The following is a 16585-nucleotide window of genomic DNA, read 5'->3' on the forward strand; positions in this document are numbered from 1 at the left end:
TTATTACCTGCTACTTGAGAATTATCTTAAACAGATTACAATTCCTGCCCACTTGATTAACTTTATGAGCCTATGTCTGTGTCCTCGTTTGATCCTAAAAAAATCCGTAATGACTTTCCTACTCTAAATCAGACAATCAATGGCTACCCTTTGGTTTATTTAGACTCAGCAGCAACAACACAAAAACCACAATGCGTGATTGACGCTACCACAGAGTTTTACACCTTACAGAATGCAAATGTTCACCGCGGACGTCATACGCTGAGTGAACAAGCTACAGCGGCTTATGAGCAAGTACGTCAACGCGTTGCCGATTATTTTCAAGTAACCAGTAGCGAAATTGTCTGGACCAAAGGTGCCACTGAAGCGATTAACTTAGTTGCTCATGGCTTAAGAAATACATTAACAGCTGCTGACACTATTTTAATTAGCCCAATCGAACACCACGCTAATATCGTGCCGTGGCAAGAACTGGCAGCGCAAACCGGGGCAACATTAAAAACTTTACCACTTAACGCAGATGCTACGTTTGATATAGCACAGTGTTGTGAAGTGATTAAGCGCACCAACCCTGCACTACTGGCTATTACTCACGCTTCTAATGCGCTAGGCAATATTACTGATTTAGTCCCCTTAATAGCCTCAGCTAAGGCGGTAGGCGCGCTAACCTTAGTCGATGGCGCACAAGGGGCGCTGCATTTAAGACCGAATTTAAAAAAGCTCGATTGTGATTTTTACGTGTTTTCTGCTCATAAAATGGTGGGGCCAACAGGGCTAGGCGGTTTATATGGCCGTTATACAGCCCTTAATGCACTATCGCCTTATCAAACAGGCGGTGAAATGATTGAAAAAGTAACCTTAACGCACAGTACTTATCGTAATGCACCGGCTAAATTTGAAGCAGGAACGCCAAATATAGCCGGTGTTTTAGGTTTTGGCGCTGCACTTGAGTATTTAATGGCGCTTGATCTGCAAACATTACAGCATTATGAACAGCAGTTGTTTATTTATGCAGCGAACGCATTGAGCAAAATAGACGGTATTATTATCTACAGCGACCTCAAATCGAATATTGGCACACTTTGCTTTAATTATAAAAATGAACATCCTTATGATCTGTCAACTTTACTTGACGGCTATGGTATTGCTGTACGAAGTGGTCATCATTGTACCCAACCTTTAATGAGTCATTTAAACCTAAATGGTTCACTGAGAGCGAGTTTTGCTTTTTATAATACGACTAAAGATGTAGACCAATTTATTGCCGCACTCAAAGAATGCATTGCTTTATTAGACTAATTTGGATAAATAATGACACACACATATCAACTCGTAACTAAAAGTATTCAAAGCAGTAGTAGCTGGCAACAAAAGTACCGTGAAATTATGTTACTCGGTAAAACGCTGCCACCTTTAGCCGATATATTAAAAACAGATGATGCGTTAGTGCCAGGCTGTGAGAGTAAAGTATGGATGTTTGTCGAGTTTGACTTAACCGAGAATGCACTGGTTGTAATTGGTGACTCTGATACTCGCATAGTAAAAGGCTTATTGGCGTTAATTTTAGCCCTGTATAACGGTTTAACACCCGAAGAAGTGTTAGCAGTAAATGCTTATGATGAATTTGAAAAGCTTGGCTTAATCAGTCATTTGAGTGCGTCTAGGGGTAATGGAGTAAAAGCCATGGTTGAAACAATACAAACCATGGCCAAACAAAAAGCGCTTTAAGCGCTTTTTAAATACTATTAAACCAAAACACTTTATCTAAGTATTTAGACGCGCACGCTTGTCTAAGTATTTTCGAACCGCTTTAGCGGCAACAAAAAAACCAAAACTACCGGTGATCATCGTCACTGAGCCAAAGCCATTATTACAATCCATGTTCATACTGCCATCAGCATTTTGCTTCGCATGACACACACTGCCGTCACTACCTGGGTAAACAAGCTGTTCAGTGGAATATACACAGTCAATATTAAATTTACGTTTTGGGTTTGAACTGAAATTATATTGTTTACGCAAAATGTAACGCACTTTTGCAAGTAATGGATCTTGAGTGGTTTTTGCCACATCGCCAAAGGTAATTTGACTCGGATCGGTTTGACCACCTGCACCGCCAGTTGTAATTATAGGCATTTTATTACGTTTACAGTGAGCTATTAACGCCGCTTTTTCTTTAACCGCATCAATACAATCTATTACATAATCAAAACCTTGAATATGTTCTTGAATATTATCAAGGCTAATAAAGTCATCAATCACATTCACCACACACTCAGGGTTGATAAGCTTGCAGCGAGTTTTCATCGAATCAACTTTAGCTTCCCCTATTGTGCCTGTTAAGGCATGAATTTGACGATTTACATTAGTTGCACAAATATCATCTAAATCAATTAAGGTGATTTTACCTACGCCGGTACGCGCTAGTGCTTCAGCAGTCCAACTGCCTACACCACCAATACCCACAACACAAAAATGTGCTTGCTGTAACCACTCAAATTGCTGTTGACCATACAGTCGTTTAATACCACCAAAGCGTATATCAGTTACTTGTTCACTCATTTACCAATCCAGTTTCCACGGCGTTTGCCAAGAATTAAAATCTTGATGTTTTATCAATTGCGCATACTCTTCACCAGATTCTGGCAACAGGGTATGTTGTATTTTTTGCCCTTTCCATAAAAAATCCAGCGCAAATGCATGTAAATAGGTACGCTCTGCAGGGCTGCCTGCATAACTCGCATCACCCATTATGGGGGCACCCAAACTCTTTAAAGCAACTCTGAGCTGATGGGTTTTACCCGAATAGGGTTTTAATAGGTAAGCTCTAAAACCACTTTTAAAACTAAATGAATAAAACCGCGTAATTGCGGGATTTATTTGCGAGTTTAATAGTTTAAAAGTACCCCGACGTGACTTCGCCATGTCTCCTTTAACCCAACCTTGCTTTTTTTTAGGCTTAGAATCACTTACAGCTAAATAAAATTTATTAATAGTATGCTCAGTAAACATCTGGGTAAACTTTGCCGCAGCGTCTTTATGCCGCGCTAATATGATCAGCCCTGAAGTCACTTTGTCTAGACGGTGAACCGCAAACAATTTTTCGTTTAGTTGTTGCTCAGCAAGAAACACAAAACCAGGGCTTTCTTCTGAATGAAAATTAAGCCCTGCAGGTTTAGTTATAATATAAAAATCATCGTGCGTGTATTGCACTTTTAACACAGGCGTATCTGCTTTATTCACGCGCTTTACTTTGAATATGCGCAACGACTTTAGCTAAATCCTCTGGTGTATCAACCCCAGCATGAGGGGTAACCACCGCTTGCTCTATTTTAATCGCATAGCCATGGTAAAGCACCCTTAGCTGCTCTAGTGATTCTAAAACTTCTAATGGTGATACCGATAATTGAATATATTGCTTTATAAAGCCAGCGCGATACGCGTAAATACCCACATGGCGTTGAAAAGGCGCTAAATTAAGTGGTTGCTGCTCTGCCATCATGGCACTTCTATCAAATGGAATGCTGGCTCTTGAAAAATATAAGGCATTTTTATTAATATCGCTGACCACTTTAACCGCATTAGGGTTAAAGACCTCATCACGCTCTTCAATGGCAACACTGAGGGTTGCCATTGGCGCGGTTGATTGCGCTAATAATGTAGCCACTTGTGACACGTTATCAGGGGATAATAATGGTTCATCGCCCTGCACATTAACCACGATAGTATCTTCTGATAAATTTAGTAAATCAACGACTTCTGCTAACCGTTCAGTCCCTGATTGATGATCTTCTCGAGTCATCAATACATCATTGGTAAAGTGTTTAGCCGCATCAAATACTTTTTGATGATCGGTGGCAATAACCACTTTACTCGCTCCCGACAAACACGCTTTTTCATAGACATGTTGGATCATTGGCTTGCCACAAATATCAGCAAGTGGTTTACCTGGCAAACGAGTAGAAGCGTAACGCGCAGGAATAACAACTACGAATTCCACTTTTCTACCTCTTCAAGAGACAATTCTCGGGCTTCATTTTCAAGTAATACCGGAATATCATCGCGTACCGGGTAAGCAAGCTTTGCAGCTGTACTGATCAGCTCTTGGTTTTCTTTATCAAAGCGCAACTTACCTTTACACACGGGGCAAGCAATAATTTCGAGTAACTTCGTATCAAAGGCCATGATGGATCCCTTTTTCTTTTAATAGTAAATTTAATGTGTTTATTACCGCCGCTGTTGGTTGAGCATCAACAGGCAGGTAATACCAATTAGGTTTTGCAAAATCACGGCATTTAACCGCATCTTTTTCTGTCATTAATACACAGTCATCGCCAAATTGAGCGAAATCATCAGCGCTATAAGCATAATGATCGCGAAAATGATGTGTAGACAGTAATTTAATACCTTGTGCTTGCAGTGAAGCCTCAAAACGACCTGGGTTACCAATAGCACTCACCGCATGCGCAGCCTTTAAAGGCGTCGCTATATCCGTGTTATCGGCAACGCGTTTAATAACCGATGGCTGCAAGCGATAACTAAACTCATCCTCAGAGCCATTTTCAATTACTACGTCTACGCTCTTTAATCGAGAGACGGTTTCGCGCAGTGGCCCTGCGGGCATTAGCAAACCATTACCAAATTTTCTTTCGCTATCAACAATACAACATTCTATGCTGCGTGCCATTTTGTAATGCTGCATGCCATCATCAGAAATGATCACATCAAGCTTAAAGTTTGCGTTGAGCTTTTCTATATTGTGTTGCCTATTAGGGCCAACCACTAATGGGCACTGTAAACGATTAAATAAAAGTACCGGCTCATCCCCAGCCTCTAAAGTAGTCGTTTGTGCAGTAACCAATAACGGGTAATGAGTTGCTTGCCCGCCGTAACCTCGACTAATTAAACCAACAGATAAACCTTTAGCAGTTAAATAATCATAAAGCCACAATACAAACGGCGTTTTACCATTACCGCCAACGCTTATATTACCAACCACAATAACCGGTGTTTTGCTGATAAACGATTTAAAAATGCCGAACTTATAGCAATATCTACGTAGCAAAGAAATACAGCCAAAAATAGCGGACAGTGGTAATAGCAATAACGTAATTAAGCTAAAAGGTTTATACCAGCTTTGCTCTATTTTACTCACCCTTGCTCACCAAACTGCATTTTGCATAACGCAGAATAAGTGCCATCGTTAGCAAGTAAGTCTGTATGGGTACCACTTTCAATAACTTGACCACTGTCTATTACATAAATGCGGTCACTATTTTCAATAGTCGATAACCTATGCGCAATTACAATAGACGTTTTGTCTTTCATTAATGTATCGAGGGCATGTTGAATGAGTTTTTCTGATTCAGTATCCAGCGCCGAGGTCGCTTCATCTAAAATTAAAATTGGTGCATCTTTTAATATTGCGCGAGCAATCGCGATACGTTGACGCTGACCACCTGAAAGCATCACCCCATTCTCACCAACCATAGTGTTAAGTTGTTCCGGTAAATCTTCAACAAACTCCCAGACATGAGCTTGTTTAGCCACAGCATGAAGCTCTTCCATCGATACATCGCGTTGGAGGCCATAACAAATATTATTTGCAATCGTGTCATTAAAAAGTACCACTTGCTGCGATACTAAAGCAAATTGACGACGTAAATCGGTGAGCTTATATTCATTTAAAGCAATACCATCCAGTAATATTTCACTGGGCGCTTCTAAATCATAATAGCGAGGTAGTAAGTTTGATATGGTGGATTTACCCGAGCCTGAGCGACCAACAAGCGCAATGCTCTCGCCCGCTTTAATAGTCATAGACAAATTATTTAATACCGGCTCGTCTTTGGTTGGGTATTTAAAGGTGACATTTTTTACCTCAATATGACCTTTAACTTTATCAACCGATAAGGTGCCCGTGTCTTTTTCTATTTCTTCATCTAGCACTAAAAATACACTCTGCGCAGCTGAAATACCGCGTTGTAAATCGCTGTTCACATTGGCAAGCTGTTTTAACGGGCGTAGTAACATCATCATCGAAGAAATGAGCACTACAAAATCCCCAGAGCTAATACTGTCTATCATTGAGGGCATAGACACCACCCATAAAATAACGGCCATTGCACTGGCGGCTAAAATTTGAATGATAGAGACACTTAACGCCTTAGTCGCATCCATTTTGATACGTTGCTGGCGATTATGATTATTAATTTTAGAAAATTGATCGATTTCTTGAGTTTGACCACCAAAGCCGTGGATCACTTTGTGACCACTGAGCATTTGCTCTGAGCTGCGGGTAACTTGCCCCATCGCAGACTGAATATTTTTAGATATATGACGAAAACGTTTAGATACCACCGCCACTATAATAGCCACTAATGGAATAATAACTAAAAAGATTAACGATAATTGCCAGCTGGTATAAAACATAACTGCAAGTAAAAACACCACAAAAGCGCCTTCACGAACTACAATAAGCAATGCTTTGGTAATCGCTTGCTGTACTTGCTCTGTATCAAAGGTAATTTTTGAAATAAGGTCGCCAGTCGAGTTTTTATCATGAAACGATACTGGCAAATGTAATATATGCTCAAATAGTTCTTGGCGAAGCGCACGCACTACCTGCGAACCAACATAGCTTAAACAGTACGATGACATAAAATTAAATACGCCACGCCCGATCACCAACGCAATAACCACAAATGGCGCATAAGTAAGTACCTGACTATTACGCTCATTTAAACCTTCATCGATAAACGGCTTCATCAGTTGGATGAATAATGCATCCATACCTGAATAACCTATCATTCCAATAATTGCGACGATGGCAACCGACTTATAGGCACCAACGTAAGAAACAAGCCGTTTATAAATTTGTGTAGTACTTTGATCCATAACACTCTCTAAAACCACTGACAGCCTCTATTGTATCCTTAGCAACAGCAAAACAAAACGTCAATCTTTGATAAACCAATAACTTTCCTGCGCCCTCGCTGTAGTAAGCTCAAGGTGCTTAGCATAAAAATCAACCCTAACTTGTCCTACATCACCGGTGCTATATTGTTTGGCGTTTATTTTATTGTAACGCTCAACTACCGCTTTACTTGGAAATTGCCACTGACCTTGATAGGCACTTGAATGAATCACAATCGTTGGGTTTACTGCCTTAATAAACTCGTTACTCGAGGAGCTGTCACTGCCGTGGTGTGGGCTTATCAAAACGGTACTTTGTAAATCATCTTCCTTTATAATTAATTGCGACTCTCGCGTCTTTGATATGTCACCGGTAAGTAGCACACTATAGTTTGCAGCTGAGATTTTAACGATACAGGAATTATCATTACTATTATTAAATTCCTCTTTAGCAAAGGTTTGAATACTCAACCCATTAAAATCGAGTGTTGTTGCTATACAGTCGTTATATACACCATTTGGATGAAAATAATCAAAACTCCATGCATAACCGGCCGCTTTAAAATGCGCAACACCTCCGGCATGATCGTTATCTTGATGACTGACAATCGCGGTACTTACCGTTAGATTATGGGCGTCAATATAGGGTAGTAATACACTAGGCACACGACTAAAGCGATTAAAGTAACTCGGGCCAAAATCATAAATAAACGCATGTTTGTCTTTTTTTATCAATACCATTAGGCCATGGCCTACATCAAATACGTTCAACTGCCAAAGACTAGATTGCGTAAAATAATAATTAGACAGTAAAGTCAAAAGCGGAATACACGCCAGTACGCGAAGCTCAATAAAATAAAGTAAAGGAACGACACTATAAAGCAGCACCACAGTGGTTATACTTACCTGACCAACATTAAGCCAACGTATGTGCTGCGGTATTGCCAGCAACATTTGATAAATATAGGTCAGTGGAAAATCATACAACACAATAAACGCATGCCAGTCGGTTAATAACCCCAGCAACACACTTAAAAATAAAGCAGGCATTAATACAAAAGATAAAATGGGAATAGCGACAAGATTTAAAAGTAAACCTGCTAAACTCACGCCATTAAAAAAGTATAATGACAGCGGTAATAAGCCAATAAATAACCCCAGTTGAATAACAAAAAGAGTGCGAATATTGGCTAACAATGAATGACCTCGCAGCGGAAACTGTTTTAAAACCATAAAAATAATACATACCGCTAAAAAGGAAAAATACAGGCCAGGATTAAGCAAACTAAATGGATTAACTGCTAGAATAATAACCAACGCATATAAAATACTTCGCCATCTAAGCGCTTGCTTCGCTAAGTAATAAAGTAACAAATAACAACCCAACATAATTAAGGCGCGGGTTGCCGAAATAATAAAATCACTCAAGTAAACATAAATAAAAGCGGCAACAAAGCCAGCAGCGCTATAAAACATAGCAATATTTAATGATTGATTTAGTTCAGGCTTAATCAACTTAAGAAAACAGCGCACTGCAAAATAACAAAAGCCGAAAACCAAAGAGATATGCAATCCAGAAATAGCCAGTAAATGACTTAACCCAAGACTTTGCATTAATTGTTTATGCTCAAAGGTCATTAACGACTTGTCTCCGGTTAAGAGCACATAATATAGCCAATTAAGTTCAGCACTACTTACGAGCTTTTTGACATAAGTCCTATAAGCCGCGATATGATTATTGTGTGGGCGGTTGTAAATCGCTAACTGCTTATTTAATACTGTGCCTTTAAACGCTATTTTTTGTGTAAAGGCATAGAGTTGACTGTCGAACACAGTAAAATTTTTAATCCCCCTAAAATTTTTTAACCTAACTTGAGCAGTAAAAGCATCACCTGGCTGAATAGGTTGTGTTGAATTAATACTTAATAAGGCATTAGGTGCTCTAAACTGACTATATTCGCTATCTTCCAAACGGGTTATTTTCACTTTTACGTATTGTGGAGGGGTTGAAGAAATGACCTCTTCGACAACAACATTGACAGAATATGCGTATTTTTCGTGCTGATTAGGTAATTCAAATGAATAAAACAAGATAAAATGTGCTGCTACACAGCAAATACCGAAAATAAAGCCTAACAATACAGTTAAAAACGGCTTAAAATACGTGCTCACAATGAGGATTGAAATTGTGATAACTGTAAATTCAAGGGTTTGGTAATAAAATACGGTAACAACAACTCCGATAACAAACCCAAGACTCATCCACACAGAAGTAAATGGTTGCTTTAAATGGCTAAAAAAACGATCCAACGGTTTTTACCCGATCCAAATAAAATTAGACATCACAAATCGCTAAGAATATTTGGCCGTCTTTTACATGATGCTAACCTTTGGCATTTAAATAGACGTTCGGCACGAGGTGCTTTTGCTGTTGGGCTCTTTTTTGCTTTCATCCCTGTTCCTTTTCAAATGGTGCTCGCGGCTGCCGCAGCGATAATTTTGAGAGTTAATTTACCCATTTCTGTTGCGCTAGTATGGATCACTAATCCACTGACTATGCCGCCAATTTTTTACGGCTCCTACCTTGTTGGTACATTAGTACTTAATCAACCAGAACAACACTTTGCGTTCGAAGCCAGTTGGGCATGGTTTATAGAAAGCTTAACGACAATTGGCCCTGCATTCTTAGTCGGTTCTTTGGTATGCGCCTCTATCGCCAGTGTTATTGGCTACTTTGGAATAGATCTAATTTGGCGCCGCTCTGTAAGGCGGGCATGGGGAATGAGAAATAATTAGCCTCTCTTCCTTTAAATGCTTACATTACTATAGACAAAAAAAACCCAACTTAACAAGTTGGGTTTTTTAGTCGTTCTGTTTAACGATTTAAGCTCATTTAAAATCTAAATACACGTCTTAAACCAACAAGTGGTAGTAATAATAAACCAAACCAAGAAAAACTCGCTGAACTGCGTTCGTAAAATTCAGCATCTGGGGCTTTACAATTCTCGACTTCACCATTAGGGATAGGCGAAAGTTTTACCGCAACGGCTACACTTTCATACTCAATATTACCATTTACATCGGTAACAACTCCGCCCAATGAATTTCGTTTTTCAACTGTTTTAGTCGCAACACCAAATACTTCGTTGTTTTCATTAATCGATTTAGCTTCTACCATTTTATAGCTGAAACTGGTTTCACCATCACTGTCATAACAAGGCAGCAATTTATTTAGGTTAGTGATCTTGTCATCGCCAATTTTATAAATGAAGGCTTCTGAACGGCGGGTGTTCTCAGATTCACCAATTTCACCTTCACCAACAATGTAACCTTGATTATTAATGTCATTTGCATATGAGCTTGAGCTTATAAAGTAATCTTCAGGAAACACGGTCGTGTTTGTATTTATATCATGGTAAAAAAGTTTGTTTCTTAGCGTGCCTTCTATTCGCTTGGTCGCATAACCTACAACAATATCGTTATCGTTGATAGCAAATGCTTTACCACTTTGCCAGTCATCTCTTTGTTCAATAAAATCAACCACTTCACCATCTTTAAAGTAAACTGGCATCGTTAAAATTGTGGAATCTCTATCAAAGTAACGGGTATTAGAAAAACCGGCCGCAACGCCATTTTTATTAACCGCTAATGCATTACTAATAAATGGGTTACTGTCTTCATCTTCTTTTGGTGTCAGCGCTAAACCTAACAATTCTGTTGAGGTTACATTATAGGCACTGTCTAGTGTCCACTTAACCGCTGTTTTATTAAATAAACCACGTGTGTTACGACTATTAATTGATTCAATACACGTCATTACAGGTTCATCAAGACCATCACAATTATCAGCAATTAAGGTTTGTCTCTCTGTAGGGATACTCACTGATACATTACCAACAACAACGTAACCCGTGTCAGTTGCAACAATATCAGACGCTTTACTCGTCCCACCATGTTCAGTAAATTCTGGAACAAGCGGCACTTCTACACCGCCTTCAGAAATTAAAATACCACGTTCTATAAACTCTCGGGTAAACCAAGTTTCTTCTTCAGTTTCACCATCTGGTGTAAAAGTGATTTTATCAAACGGTGCACTGCCCCAACCTACGGTCGTACCGTCCTGTGCAACAGCATTATAAAAGTTGCTAGTCGAGCGCGTTAATCCATCATAATCAACCGAAGCCACATCAAACAAAGATTGCTCTGTAATTACACCACTGTTGTAATTTGTAGCAACAATTGAGCTAATTTTTTGATATTCAAAGTTAGCAGATAAGTTTGACAAAAAACGAACCATAAAAGTATGCGCATCAGCATTGGTATAAATAGCGTCGTTATTTTCGATGTCATCAAGTGTAAACGTAATTTCTTTGTCACTTAGTTCAAATGAATTTACTTCATTAGTATAAGCGTTCTTAATTAAACTATCGGTAAAATCAATATAACTAATATCAATTGGGATATTGTATAAGCCATTAGCAAGCCCAATGACATGTCCGTTTTCACTCACATCGGTAACATAAGTATGTTTTGCGTTTTCAAAGTTACCTAACTCCGTTAACGCATAGGTAGCACTTAATGCCGATGTACTCAGTGTTGCTAAAACACTGGCCGCGAGTAATTTATATTTCATTTTATTCCTTACTACTGATTCTTTAATTCTTCAAGTTCTTCCCAACGCTCAAAAGCGGCTTCAAGGTCAGACTCGAGTTGGGCTAAATGGTTCAATTCCTTAGCTGTTACATCACTGTCTTGCTTGAAAAAGTCTTCGTGACTTACTCGTTCTTGTTGTTTTTCAAGCTCAGCTTCAAGTTGTTCCATTTTATTAGGTAGTTGCTCTAGTTCAAGTTTTAATTTGTAAGAGAGTTTATTTGCTTTGTTATTACTTTTAACGGGTGCCGGCTCAGATTTTTCAACCTTTTTCACTGGCTGCTGTTGCTGCTGCTTTTCTTGCTCTGCTAAATAGTTGGTATAGGCTTCATAATCGCTGTAACCGCCAACTATATCTGTTACCTTGCCGTTACCCTCAAAGGCCCATACACTCGAACACGTATTATCAATAAACTCTCGGTCATGGCTAACTATCAGCACAGTACCTTGGTATTGATTGATGATATCTTCTAGTAACTCTAACGTTTCTATGTCTAAGTCGTTGGTAGGCTCATCAAGAACCAATATATTTGATGGCTTTAAGAATAACTTAGCCAGAAGTAATCTATTTTTTTCACCACCTGAGAGCGCTTTTACGGGGGTACGAGCACGTGCTGGCGGGAACAAAAAGTCTTGTAAATAACCTAATACATGACGAGAACGCCCGCCCATCATGACCTCTTGCTTACCCTCAGCTACGTTGTCCTGAACGGTCGCTTCTTCATCAAGCTTTTCACGGTACTGATCAAAATAAGCAAACTCTAAATTAACACCTTGCTTTATTTCGCCACTGTCTGCTTTTAAATCACCAAATAGAAGCTTTAATAAGGTCGTTTTACCAATGCCATTAGGGCCGACTAATCCAATACGATCACCACGCATAACCAAAGTAGAGAAGTCATCAGCAATGATTTTATCTTTAAATGCATGGTTTAAGTGTTTCGCTTCAAACACTAATTTACCTGAACGATCAGCCGTTTCAATATTGAAATCGGTTTTGCCTACTTGATCAACGCGTTTTTTACGCTCATTACGTAATTGTTTAAGCTCACGAACTCGCCCTTCATTACGCGTACGACGCGCTTTAACACCTTGGCGGATCCACGCTTCTTCTTCCGCTAAACGCTTATCGAACAATGCATTTTGCGTTTCTTCCACTTTTAAATCATGCGCTTTTTGTTCTAAGTAAGTGGCATAATCACCTGGATAAGAAATTAGTTTACCGCGATCTAAATCTAAAATACGTGTTGCAACGGCGCGAATAAAAGCACGGTCATGCGATATAAATACAATCCCGCCTTTAAACTCTTTTAAAAATTGCTCTAACCACATTACACTTGTCATATCTAAGTGGTTGGTAGGCTCATCGAGTAATAATAAATCAGGCTCGCTCACTAGCGCACGCGCAAGTGCAACTTTACGTAACCAACCACCAGAAAGTGATTCTAGTTTTGCATCGGGGGTTAATTCTAGTTGGGTTAAAACCAGTTGAATACGGCTATCAAAACGCCAGCCATCAGCTGCTTCTAACTTATTTGATAAGCGCTCTAATTTATTGAGTAACTGATCAGTACAATCTGTTTGCAATTGTGCACTTACATGATGAAAATCAATCAGTAAGTTAGCAATTTCCGGCATACCTTGGGCAACATAATCAAATACAGTGCCGCTTGCGCCTTTAGGCGGATCTTGTTCTAAACGCGATATTTTTAAACTACCGACTTGGTTTATTTCGCCGTCATCGAGTATTACTTGGCCATCTAATACTTTTAGAAGCGTTGATTTTCCTGCACCGTTACGCCCTACAATACACACACGTTCGCCGCTTTCTATGACCGCATCGGCATTATCTAATAATGGGTGCGTACCGTAGGCTAATTGTGCTTTTGAAATTCTAATTAAATCCATAGTTAATCTTTACTCTTATTCTGCTTGCGCTAAAAACTGCTGCGCCTGAGGTGCAGTAAACGGCCAAAACAATTGCTGGCCTTGTTGATTTTTTAAAACCGGAATACTGATTTGATACTCTAAAATTAAGGAGTCATCACTCATAATATCAATAAGTTGTAATTCATCAGCTGATGAAAGTAACGGTTTTAACAGTTGCTCAGCTTGCTCACACAAGTGGCAACCGTCTGTGTGATATAAAACCCACTTAGCCATGTTTAATTAACCAGCTATTATGAATTTTTTTATTACGTTTAAAATCGGGAGATAAGGTTTTTTCTGAAATATTTTCTGCTTTTAAGCCTAAGCCCATTAGCCCTACTTCGTCCATCACAAAGCCGCGTTTATTGTTAGAAAATATAAGCGTACCCGATGGGCTCAATATTTTTTTAACCCAAGTTAACAGCTTAATGTGATCATTTTGTACATCAAACGCATCTTTCATTCGCTTAGAGTTAGAGAATGTTGGAGGGTCTAAAAAGATCAAGTCGTATTGGCCTTGTGCATGCTCTAGCCATTTTAAACAGTCGGCTTGCTCAAACCGATAACGCGTATTGCTAATATCGTTAAGTGCAAAGTTATCTTGCCCCCATTTTAGGTAGGTTTTAGATAAATCAACGGTAGTAATCGCTTTTGCACCACCTAATGCAGCATGAACCGACGCTGTTCCCGTGTAGGCAAACAGATTTAAAAAGCGCTTATCTTTTGCATTTTCTTGAATGTAACGACGTGCAAGACGGTGATCTAAAAATAGTCCGGTGTCTAAGTAATCAAATAAGTTAACTTTAAACTTAGCACCAAACTCCTCTACCACCATGGTTCTGTTTTGCTTAGCCATGGGGGTATATTGTTCTTCACCTTTTTGCTTTTTACGTACTTTTACCGCAATGTTTTCAGGTGCAATATCCAATTGTTGCGCTGTTAAGCTAATAACATCTTGCAAGCGTTTTTCTGAGGTTTTTTCATCAATTTCTTTTGGTGCTGCGTATTCAAAAATAACCGCTGAATCACCATAAATATCAACCGCAACGTTATATTCAGGAATATCTGCATCATACACGCGATAGGCATGTACTTGATTTTGCTTAAGCCAATTTTTTAAGCCTTGCTTATTCTTTTTCAAGCGATTAGCAAAGGCCATTGAGCCTTCAAAGTTTAAAGCCGGTTTATCATCAGTGGTAAGACTCACTTGCTTGTCATCAAGTTGATACAAGTTTAATTCAACATCAAGTGGGCCATTTTTAAATTTATAACGTTTTTGCTTCACCAATTTAAGCAGTTTAAACAAGCTTTCATCCATGCCTAATAAAGCTAGTTTCCAGTGGTTGAAGTGTTTTTTAAAGCCAACACCTAAACTGCGATGTAAGTTAACCAGCTCAGCCATAGAGCCAATTCGCTCACCGTAAGGTAAATTAGAAATAACAACACCCGGCAATTTAGCAACTGCAGTCAATTTAGTTGCATCGCTTTGTTTAAACTTAATTACCGTATCAAGTTCTGCGCGCTGCGCATTGGCAATGGCTTTATCAAGGACATTTGCGTCGTAATCATGGCCAATCAACCACAATTTAGGGTCGGTAATATTTGCTAAAAGCTGCTCTTTTAGTTCTTTAAACTTTGCTACTCTAAAGCTAGGTAAACGCTCAAACGCAAAGCCTTCACGAAATAGACCTGGCGCTTCATTACGCGCCATTCCAGCGGCTTCAATTAAAATAGTACCAGCACCACAACAGGGATCAAATAAAGGCTGATTAACATTTTCAAGCCAGCCACTGCGCTTAATAATTGCTGCAGCTAAATGTTCTTTAATTGGTGCTTTACCTTGACCTTGACGGTAACCACGCTCTGATAAACGCGGGCCAGAGTAATCAATATAAAGTGAAACACCATGGCGATTTAAACGTGCAACCACTCGTACATTGGCATCTTGCTTATCAACATTTGGGCGCTGTTCATACAGATCATTAAAATAATCAACAATCGCATCTTTAATCACTAACCCTGAAAACTGGGTATTTTTAAGCGAGTCGTTTGTGCCATTAAAGTCAACAGCAAAGGTTTGCGTAGGCCCAAACCACTCTTGCCAAGGTTGTAAGCGTGCAAATTTATACAAGCTGTCTTTATCATTTACGCCTTCTTTTTCTTCAATAAGCATAAGTACACGCGTAGCAAAGCGTGTTGATAAACACACCTTTTGCGCTAGCAATGAGTCAGCCTCAAAGCGAACAGAACCCACAGTTTGTTTTGACACCGTAGCGCCAAGCTCTGTAAGTTCATCAACCAATAAATTTTCGATTCCGATAGAAGTAAGTGCGATAAATTGCAAAGTAAAAACCCTTAATAGCTAATTGCGCGGGATTATAACATAGGTTTGCGTACAAATACGCCATAAACACGGTGGGAAAACTAAATTAGATTAAGCGGTTTGACTATCGTACTGTGAGATAATAAGCGGGTGAACACGGTTGTTTAATACGCGGATCACTTCAAACTGTGAGAGTGATAAATTATCGTCAAGCGCAAAGGTTTCGCTTAAATTAATACACACAGAAGCATCAGGGCAATGCTCCACAATTAAAAACTCGCCAGTTTGAGATTCAGAGCTCAAGTTGATAACGGCTTCAGTACTAGGTGTTGTACCCGTGTAAGTTTTAAAAAACCAACTTTTAGCTAAAACGGGCTTTAATTGAAACTTAACCGCGGTGGCATTGAGCGCTATTTGACATAATTGCGCAGGATTCCATAAGTTAAACTGCTCGAGGTAATAATATACCTGCTCATAAAAAGCGGCGTCTTCTAAACTAAAGTAAGGGTTTTTAAAGGTGCAATCCGTTAATTGCCTTAGTTTATAAGGTGTGCATAGTTGCATATCGTCATTTAAATCTAGCAATAAGCGGTTTTTTTTAGCACACGCTATCCACTGCCATTGCTTTGACGCTTGTAACATATGCTCCTCCCTTCCTAGTACTTAATATGTAAATAAGACAATAAGCTTAGAGTATAGCTGCTTTTGACCATTTTTAAAACGTCTTTTTAGAACATTTATCGAACGATCAAAAGCTTAGATAAAAGA

15 protein-coding genes are annotated in these 16585 nt (G+C 39.2%); 3 read left to right on the plus strand and 12 right to left on the minus strand.

Features of this window, described 5'->3' with window-relative positions; genetic code table 11:
* Positions 1–72 precede the first annotated feature (72 nt).
* On the plus strand, positions 73–1299 hold the full coding sequence (locus tag A9479_RS01230; protein WP_024603039.1) for an aminotransferase class V-fold PLP-dependent enzyme: 1227 nt from the start codon (positions 73–75) through the stop codon (positions 1297–1299).
* A 12-nt stretch (positions 1300–1311) separates the two neighbouring features.
* On the plus strand, positions 1312–1728 hold the full coding sequence (locus tag A9479_RS01235) for a SufE family protein (RefSeq protein WP_024603040.1): 417 nt from the start codon (positions 1312–1314) through the stop codon (positions 1726–1728).
* A 36-nt stretch (positions 1729–1764) separates the two neighbouring features.
* Here the strand turns inward: A9479_RS01235 and tcdA are convergent, their stop codons facing one another.
* The 7 genes from tcdA to A9479_RS01270 are packed head-to-tail and all read right to left on the minus strand — an operon-like array spanning position 1765 to position 9225.
* Complete coding sequence (gene tcdA, locus A9479_RS01240) at positions 1765–2562, minus strand: tRNA cyclic N6-threonylcarbamoyladenosine(37) synthase TcdA (RefSeq protein WP_058154675.1); 798 nt, start codon at positions 2560–2562, stop codon at positions 1765–1767.
* The gene (locus A9479_RS01245) at positions 2563–3243 is read right to left on the minus strand and encodes a TIGR01621 family pseudouridine synthase (RefSeq protein WP_058154677.1); all 681 of its coding nucleotides are present in this window, start codon (positions 3241–3243) and stop codon (positions 2563–2565) included.
* The gene (gene kdsB, locus A9479_RS01250; RefSeq protein WP_058154678.1) at positions 3236–4000 is read right to left on the minus strand and encodes a 3-deoxy-manno-octulosonate cytidylyltransferase; all 765 of its coding nucleotides are present in this window, start codon (positions 3998–4000) and stop codon (positions 3236–3238) included. The genes A9479_RS01245 and kdsB overlap by 8 nt, the downstream gene beginning before the upstream one ends.
* Positions 3988–4185, minus strand: a complete 198-nt coding sequence (locus A9479_RS01255; protein ID WP_008112074.1) for a Trm112 family protein — start codon at positions 4183–4185, stop codon at positions 3988–3990. Before A9479_RS01255 ends, kdsB begins: the two co-directional genes overlap by 13 nt.
* A complete protein-coding gene (gene lpxK / locus A9479_RS01260; protein WP_064662498.1) occupies positions 4175–5155 on the minus strand; it encodes a tetraacyldisaccharide 4'-kinase in 981 nt (326 codons plus the stop codon). The genes A9479_RS01255 and lpxK overlap by 11 nt, the downstream gene beginning before the upstream one ends.
* Complete coding sequence (gene msbA / locus A9479_RS01265; protein ID WP_058154681.1) at positions 5152–6897, minus strand: lipid A export permease/ATP-binding protein MsbA; 1746 nt, start codon at positions 6895–6897, stop codon at positions 5152–5154. Before msbA ends, lpxK begins: the two co-directional genes overlap by 4 nt.
* 60 nt (positions 6898–6957) lie before the next feature.
* Entirely contained in the window at positions 6958–9225 is a 2268-nt protein-coding gene (locus A9479_RS01270) for a DNA internalization-related competence protein ComEC/Rec2 (RefSeq protein ID WP_064662499.1), read from the minus strand.
* Between A9479_RS01270 and A9479_RS01275 the strand changes: the two genes are divergently transcribed.
* A complete protein-coding gene (locus tag A9479_RS01275; protein ID WP_013465022.1) occupies positions 9205–9711 on the plus strand; it encodes a DUF2062 domain-containing protein in 507 nt (168 codons plus the stop codon). The two genes, A9479_RS01270 and A9479_RS01275, sit on opposite strands and share 21 nt — an antisense overlap.
* 97 nt (positions 9712–9808) lie before the next feature.
* On the opposite strand, the gene A9479_RS01280 is transcribed toward A9479_RS01275, so the two are convergent.
* The 5 genes from A9479_RS01280 to A9479_RS01300 form a co-directional block, all read right to left on the minus strand.
* Positions 9809–11548 carry a DUF3466 family protein gene (locus A9479_RS01280; protein WP_033103393.1) on the minus strand — a complete coding sequence of 580 codons (1740 nt, stop codon included), beginning with the start codon at positions 11546–11548 and terminating at the stop codon, positions 9809–9811.
* A gap of 11 nt (positions 11549–11559) precedes the next feature.
* Positions 11560–13473 carry an ABC transporter ATP-binding protein gene (locus A9479_RS01285; protein WP_064662500.1) on the minus strand — a complete coding sequence of 638 codons (1914 nt, stop codon included), beginning with the start codon at positions 13471–13473 and terminating at the stop codon, positions 11560–11562.
* Between the two features lie 15 nt (positions 13474–13488).
* Positions 13489–13728 (minus strand): glutaredoxin family protein, encoded by a 240-nt coding sequence (locus A9479_RS01290; RefSeq protein WP_016900376.1) that lies wholly within the window; start codon positions 13726–13728, stop codon positions 13489–13491.
* The gene (gene rlmKL, locus A9479_RS01295) at positions 13721–15838 is read right to left on the minus strand and encodes a bifunctional 23S rRNA (guanine(2069)-N(7))-methyltransferase RlmK/23S rRNA (guanine(2445)-N(2))-methyltransferase RlmL (RefSeq protein WP_024603050.1); all 2118 of its coding nucleotides are present in this window, start codon (positions 15836–15838) and stop codon (positions 13721–13723) included. The genes A9479_RS01290 and rlmKL overlap by 8 nt, the downstream gene beginning before the upstream one ends.
* A 90-nt stretch (positions 15839–15928) precedes the next feature.
* On the minus strand, positions 15929–16459 hold the full coding sequence (locus A9479_RS01300) for a cell division protein ZapC (RefSeq protein WP_064662501.1): 531 nt from the start codon (positions 16457–16459) through the stop codon (positions 15929–15931).
* Positions 16460–16585 lie beyond the last annotated feature (126 nt).

Source organism: Pseudoalteromonas sp. MQS005 (genome assembly GCF_001661605.1).
GTDB lineage: Bacteria > Pseudomonadota > Gammaproteobacteria > Enterobacterales > Alteromonadaceae > Pseudoalteromonas > Pseudoalteromonas tetraodonis.

Coding starts and splice junctions, on each gene's coding strand:
- msbA (WP_058154681.1), bottom strand. CDS start 6,897: ATGGATCAAAGTACTACACAAATTTATAAACGGCTTGTTTCTTACGTT.
- A9479_RS01285 (WP_064662500.1), bottom strand. CDS start 13,473: ATGGATTTAATTAGAATTTCAAAAGCACAATTAGCCTACGGTACGCAC.
- A9479_RS01275 (WP_013465022.1), top strand. CDS start 9,205: ATGGCTAAAAAAACGATCCAACGGTTTTTACCCGATCCAAATAAAATT.
- A9479_RS01290 (WP_016900376.1), bottom strand. CDS start 13,728: ATGGCTAAGTGGGTTTTATATCACACAGACGGTTGCCACTTGTGTGAG.
- A9479_RS01230 (WP_024603039.1), top strand. CDS start 73: ATGTCTGTGTCCTCGTTTGATCCTAAAAAAATCCGTAATGACTTTCCT.
- A9479_RS01300 (WP_064662501.1), bottom strand. CDS start 16,459: ATGTTACAAGCGTCAAAGCAATGGCAGTGGATAGCGTGTGCTAAAAAA.
- A9479_RS01280 (WP_033103393.1), bottom strand. CDS start 11,548: ATGAAATATAAATTACTCGCGGCCAGTGTTTTAGCAACACTGAGTACA.
- A9479_RS01255 (WP_008112074.1), bottom strand. CDS start 4,185: ATGGCCTTTGATACGAAGTTACTCGAAATTATTGCTTGCCCCGTGTGT.
- A9479_RS01235 (WP_024603040.1), top strand. CDS start 1,312: ATGACACACACATATCAACTCGTAACTAAAAGTATTCAAAGCAGTAGT.
- tcdA (WP_058154675.1), bottom strand. CDS start 2,562: ATGAGTGAACAAGTAACTGATATACGCTTTGGTGGTATTAAACGACTG.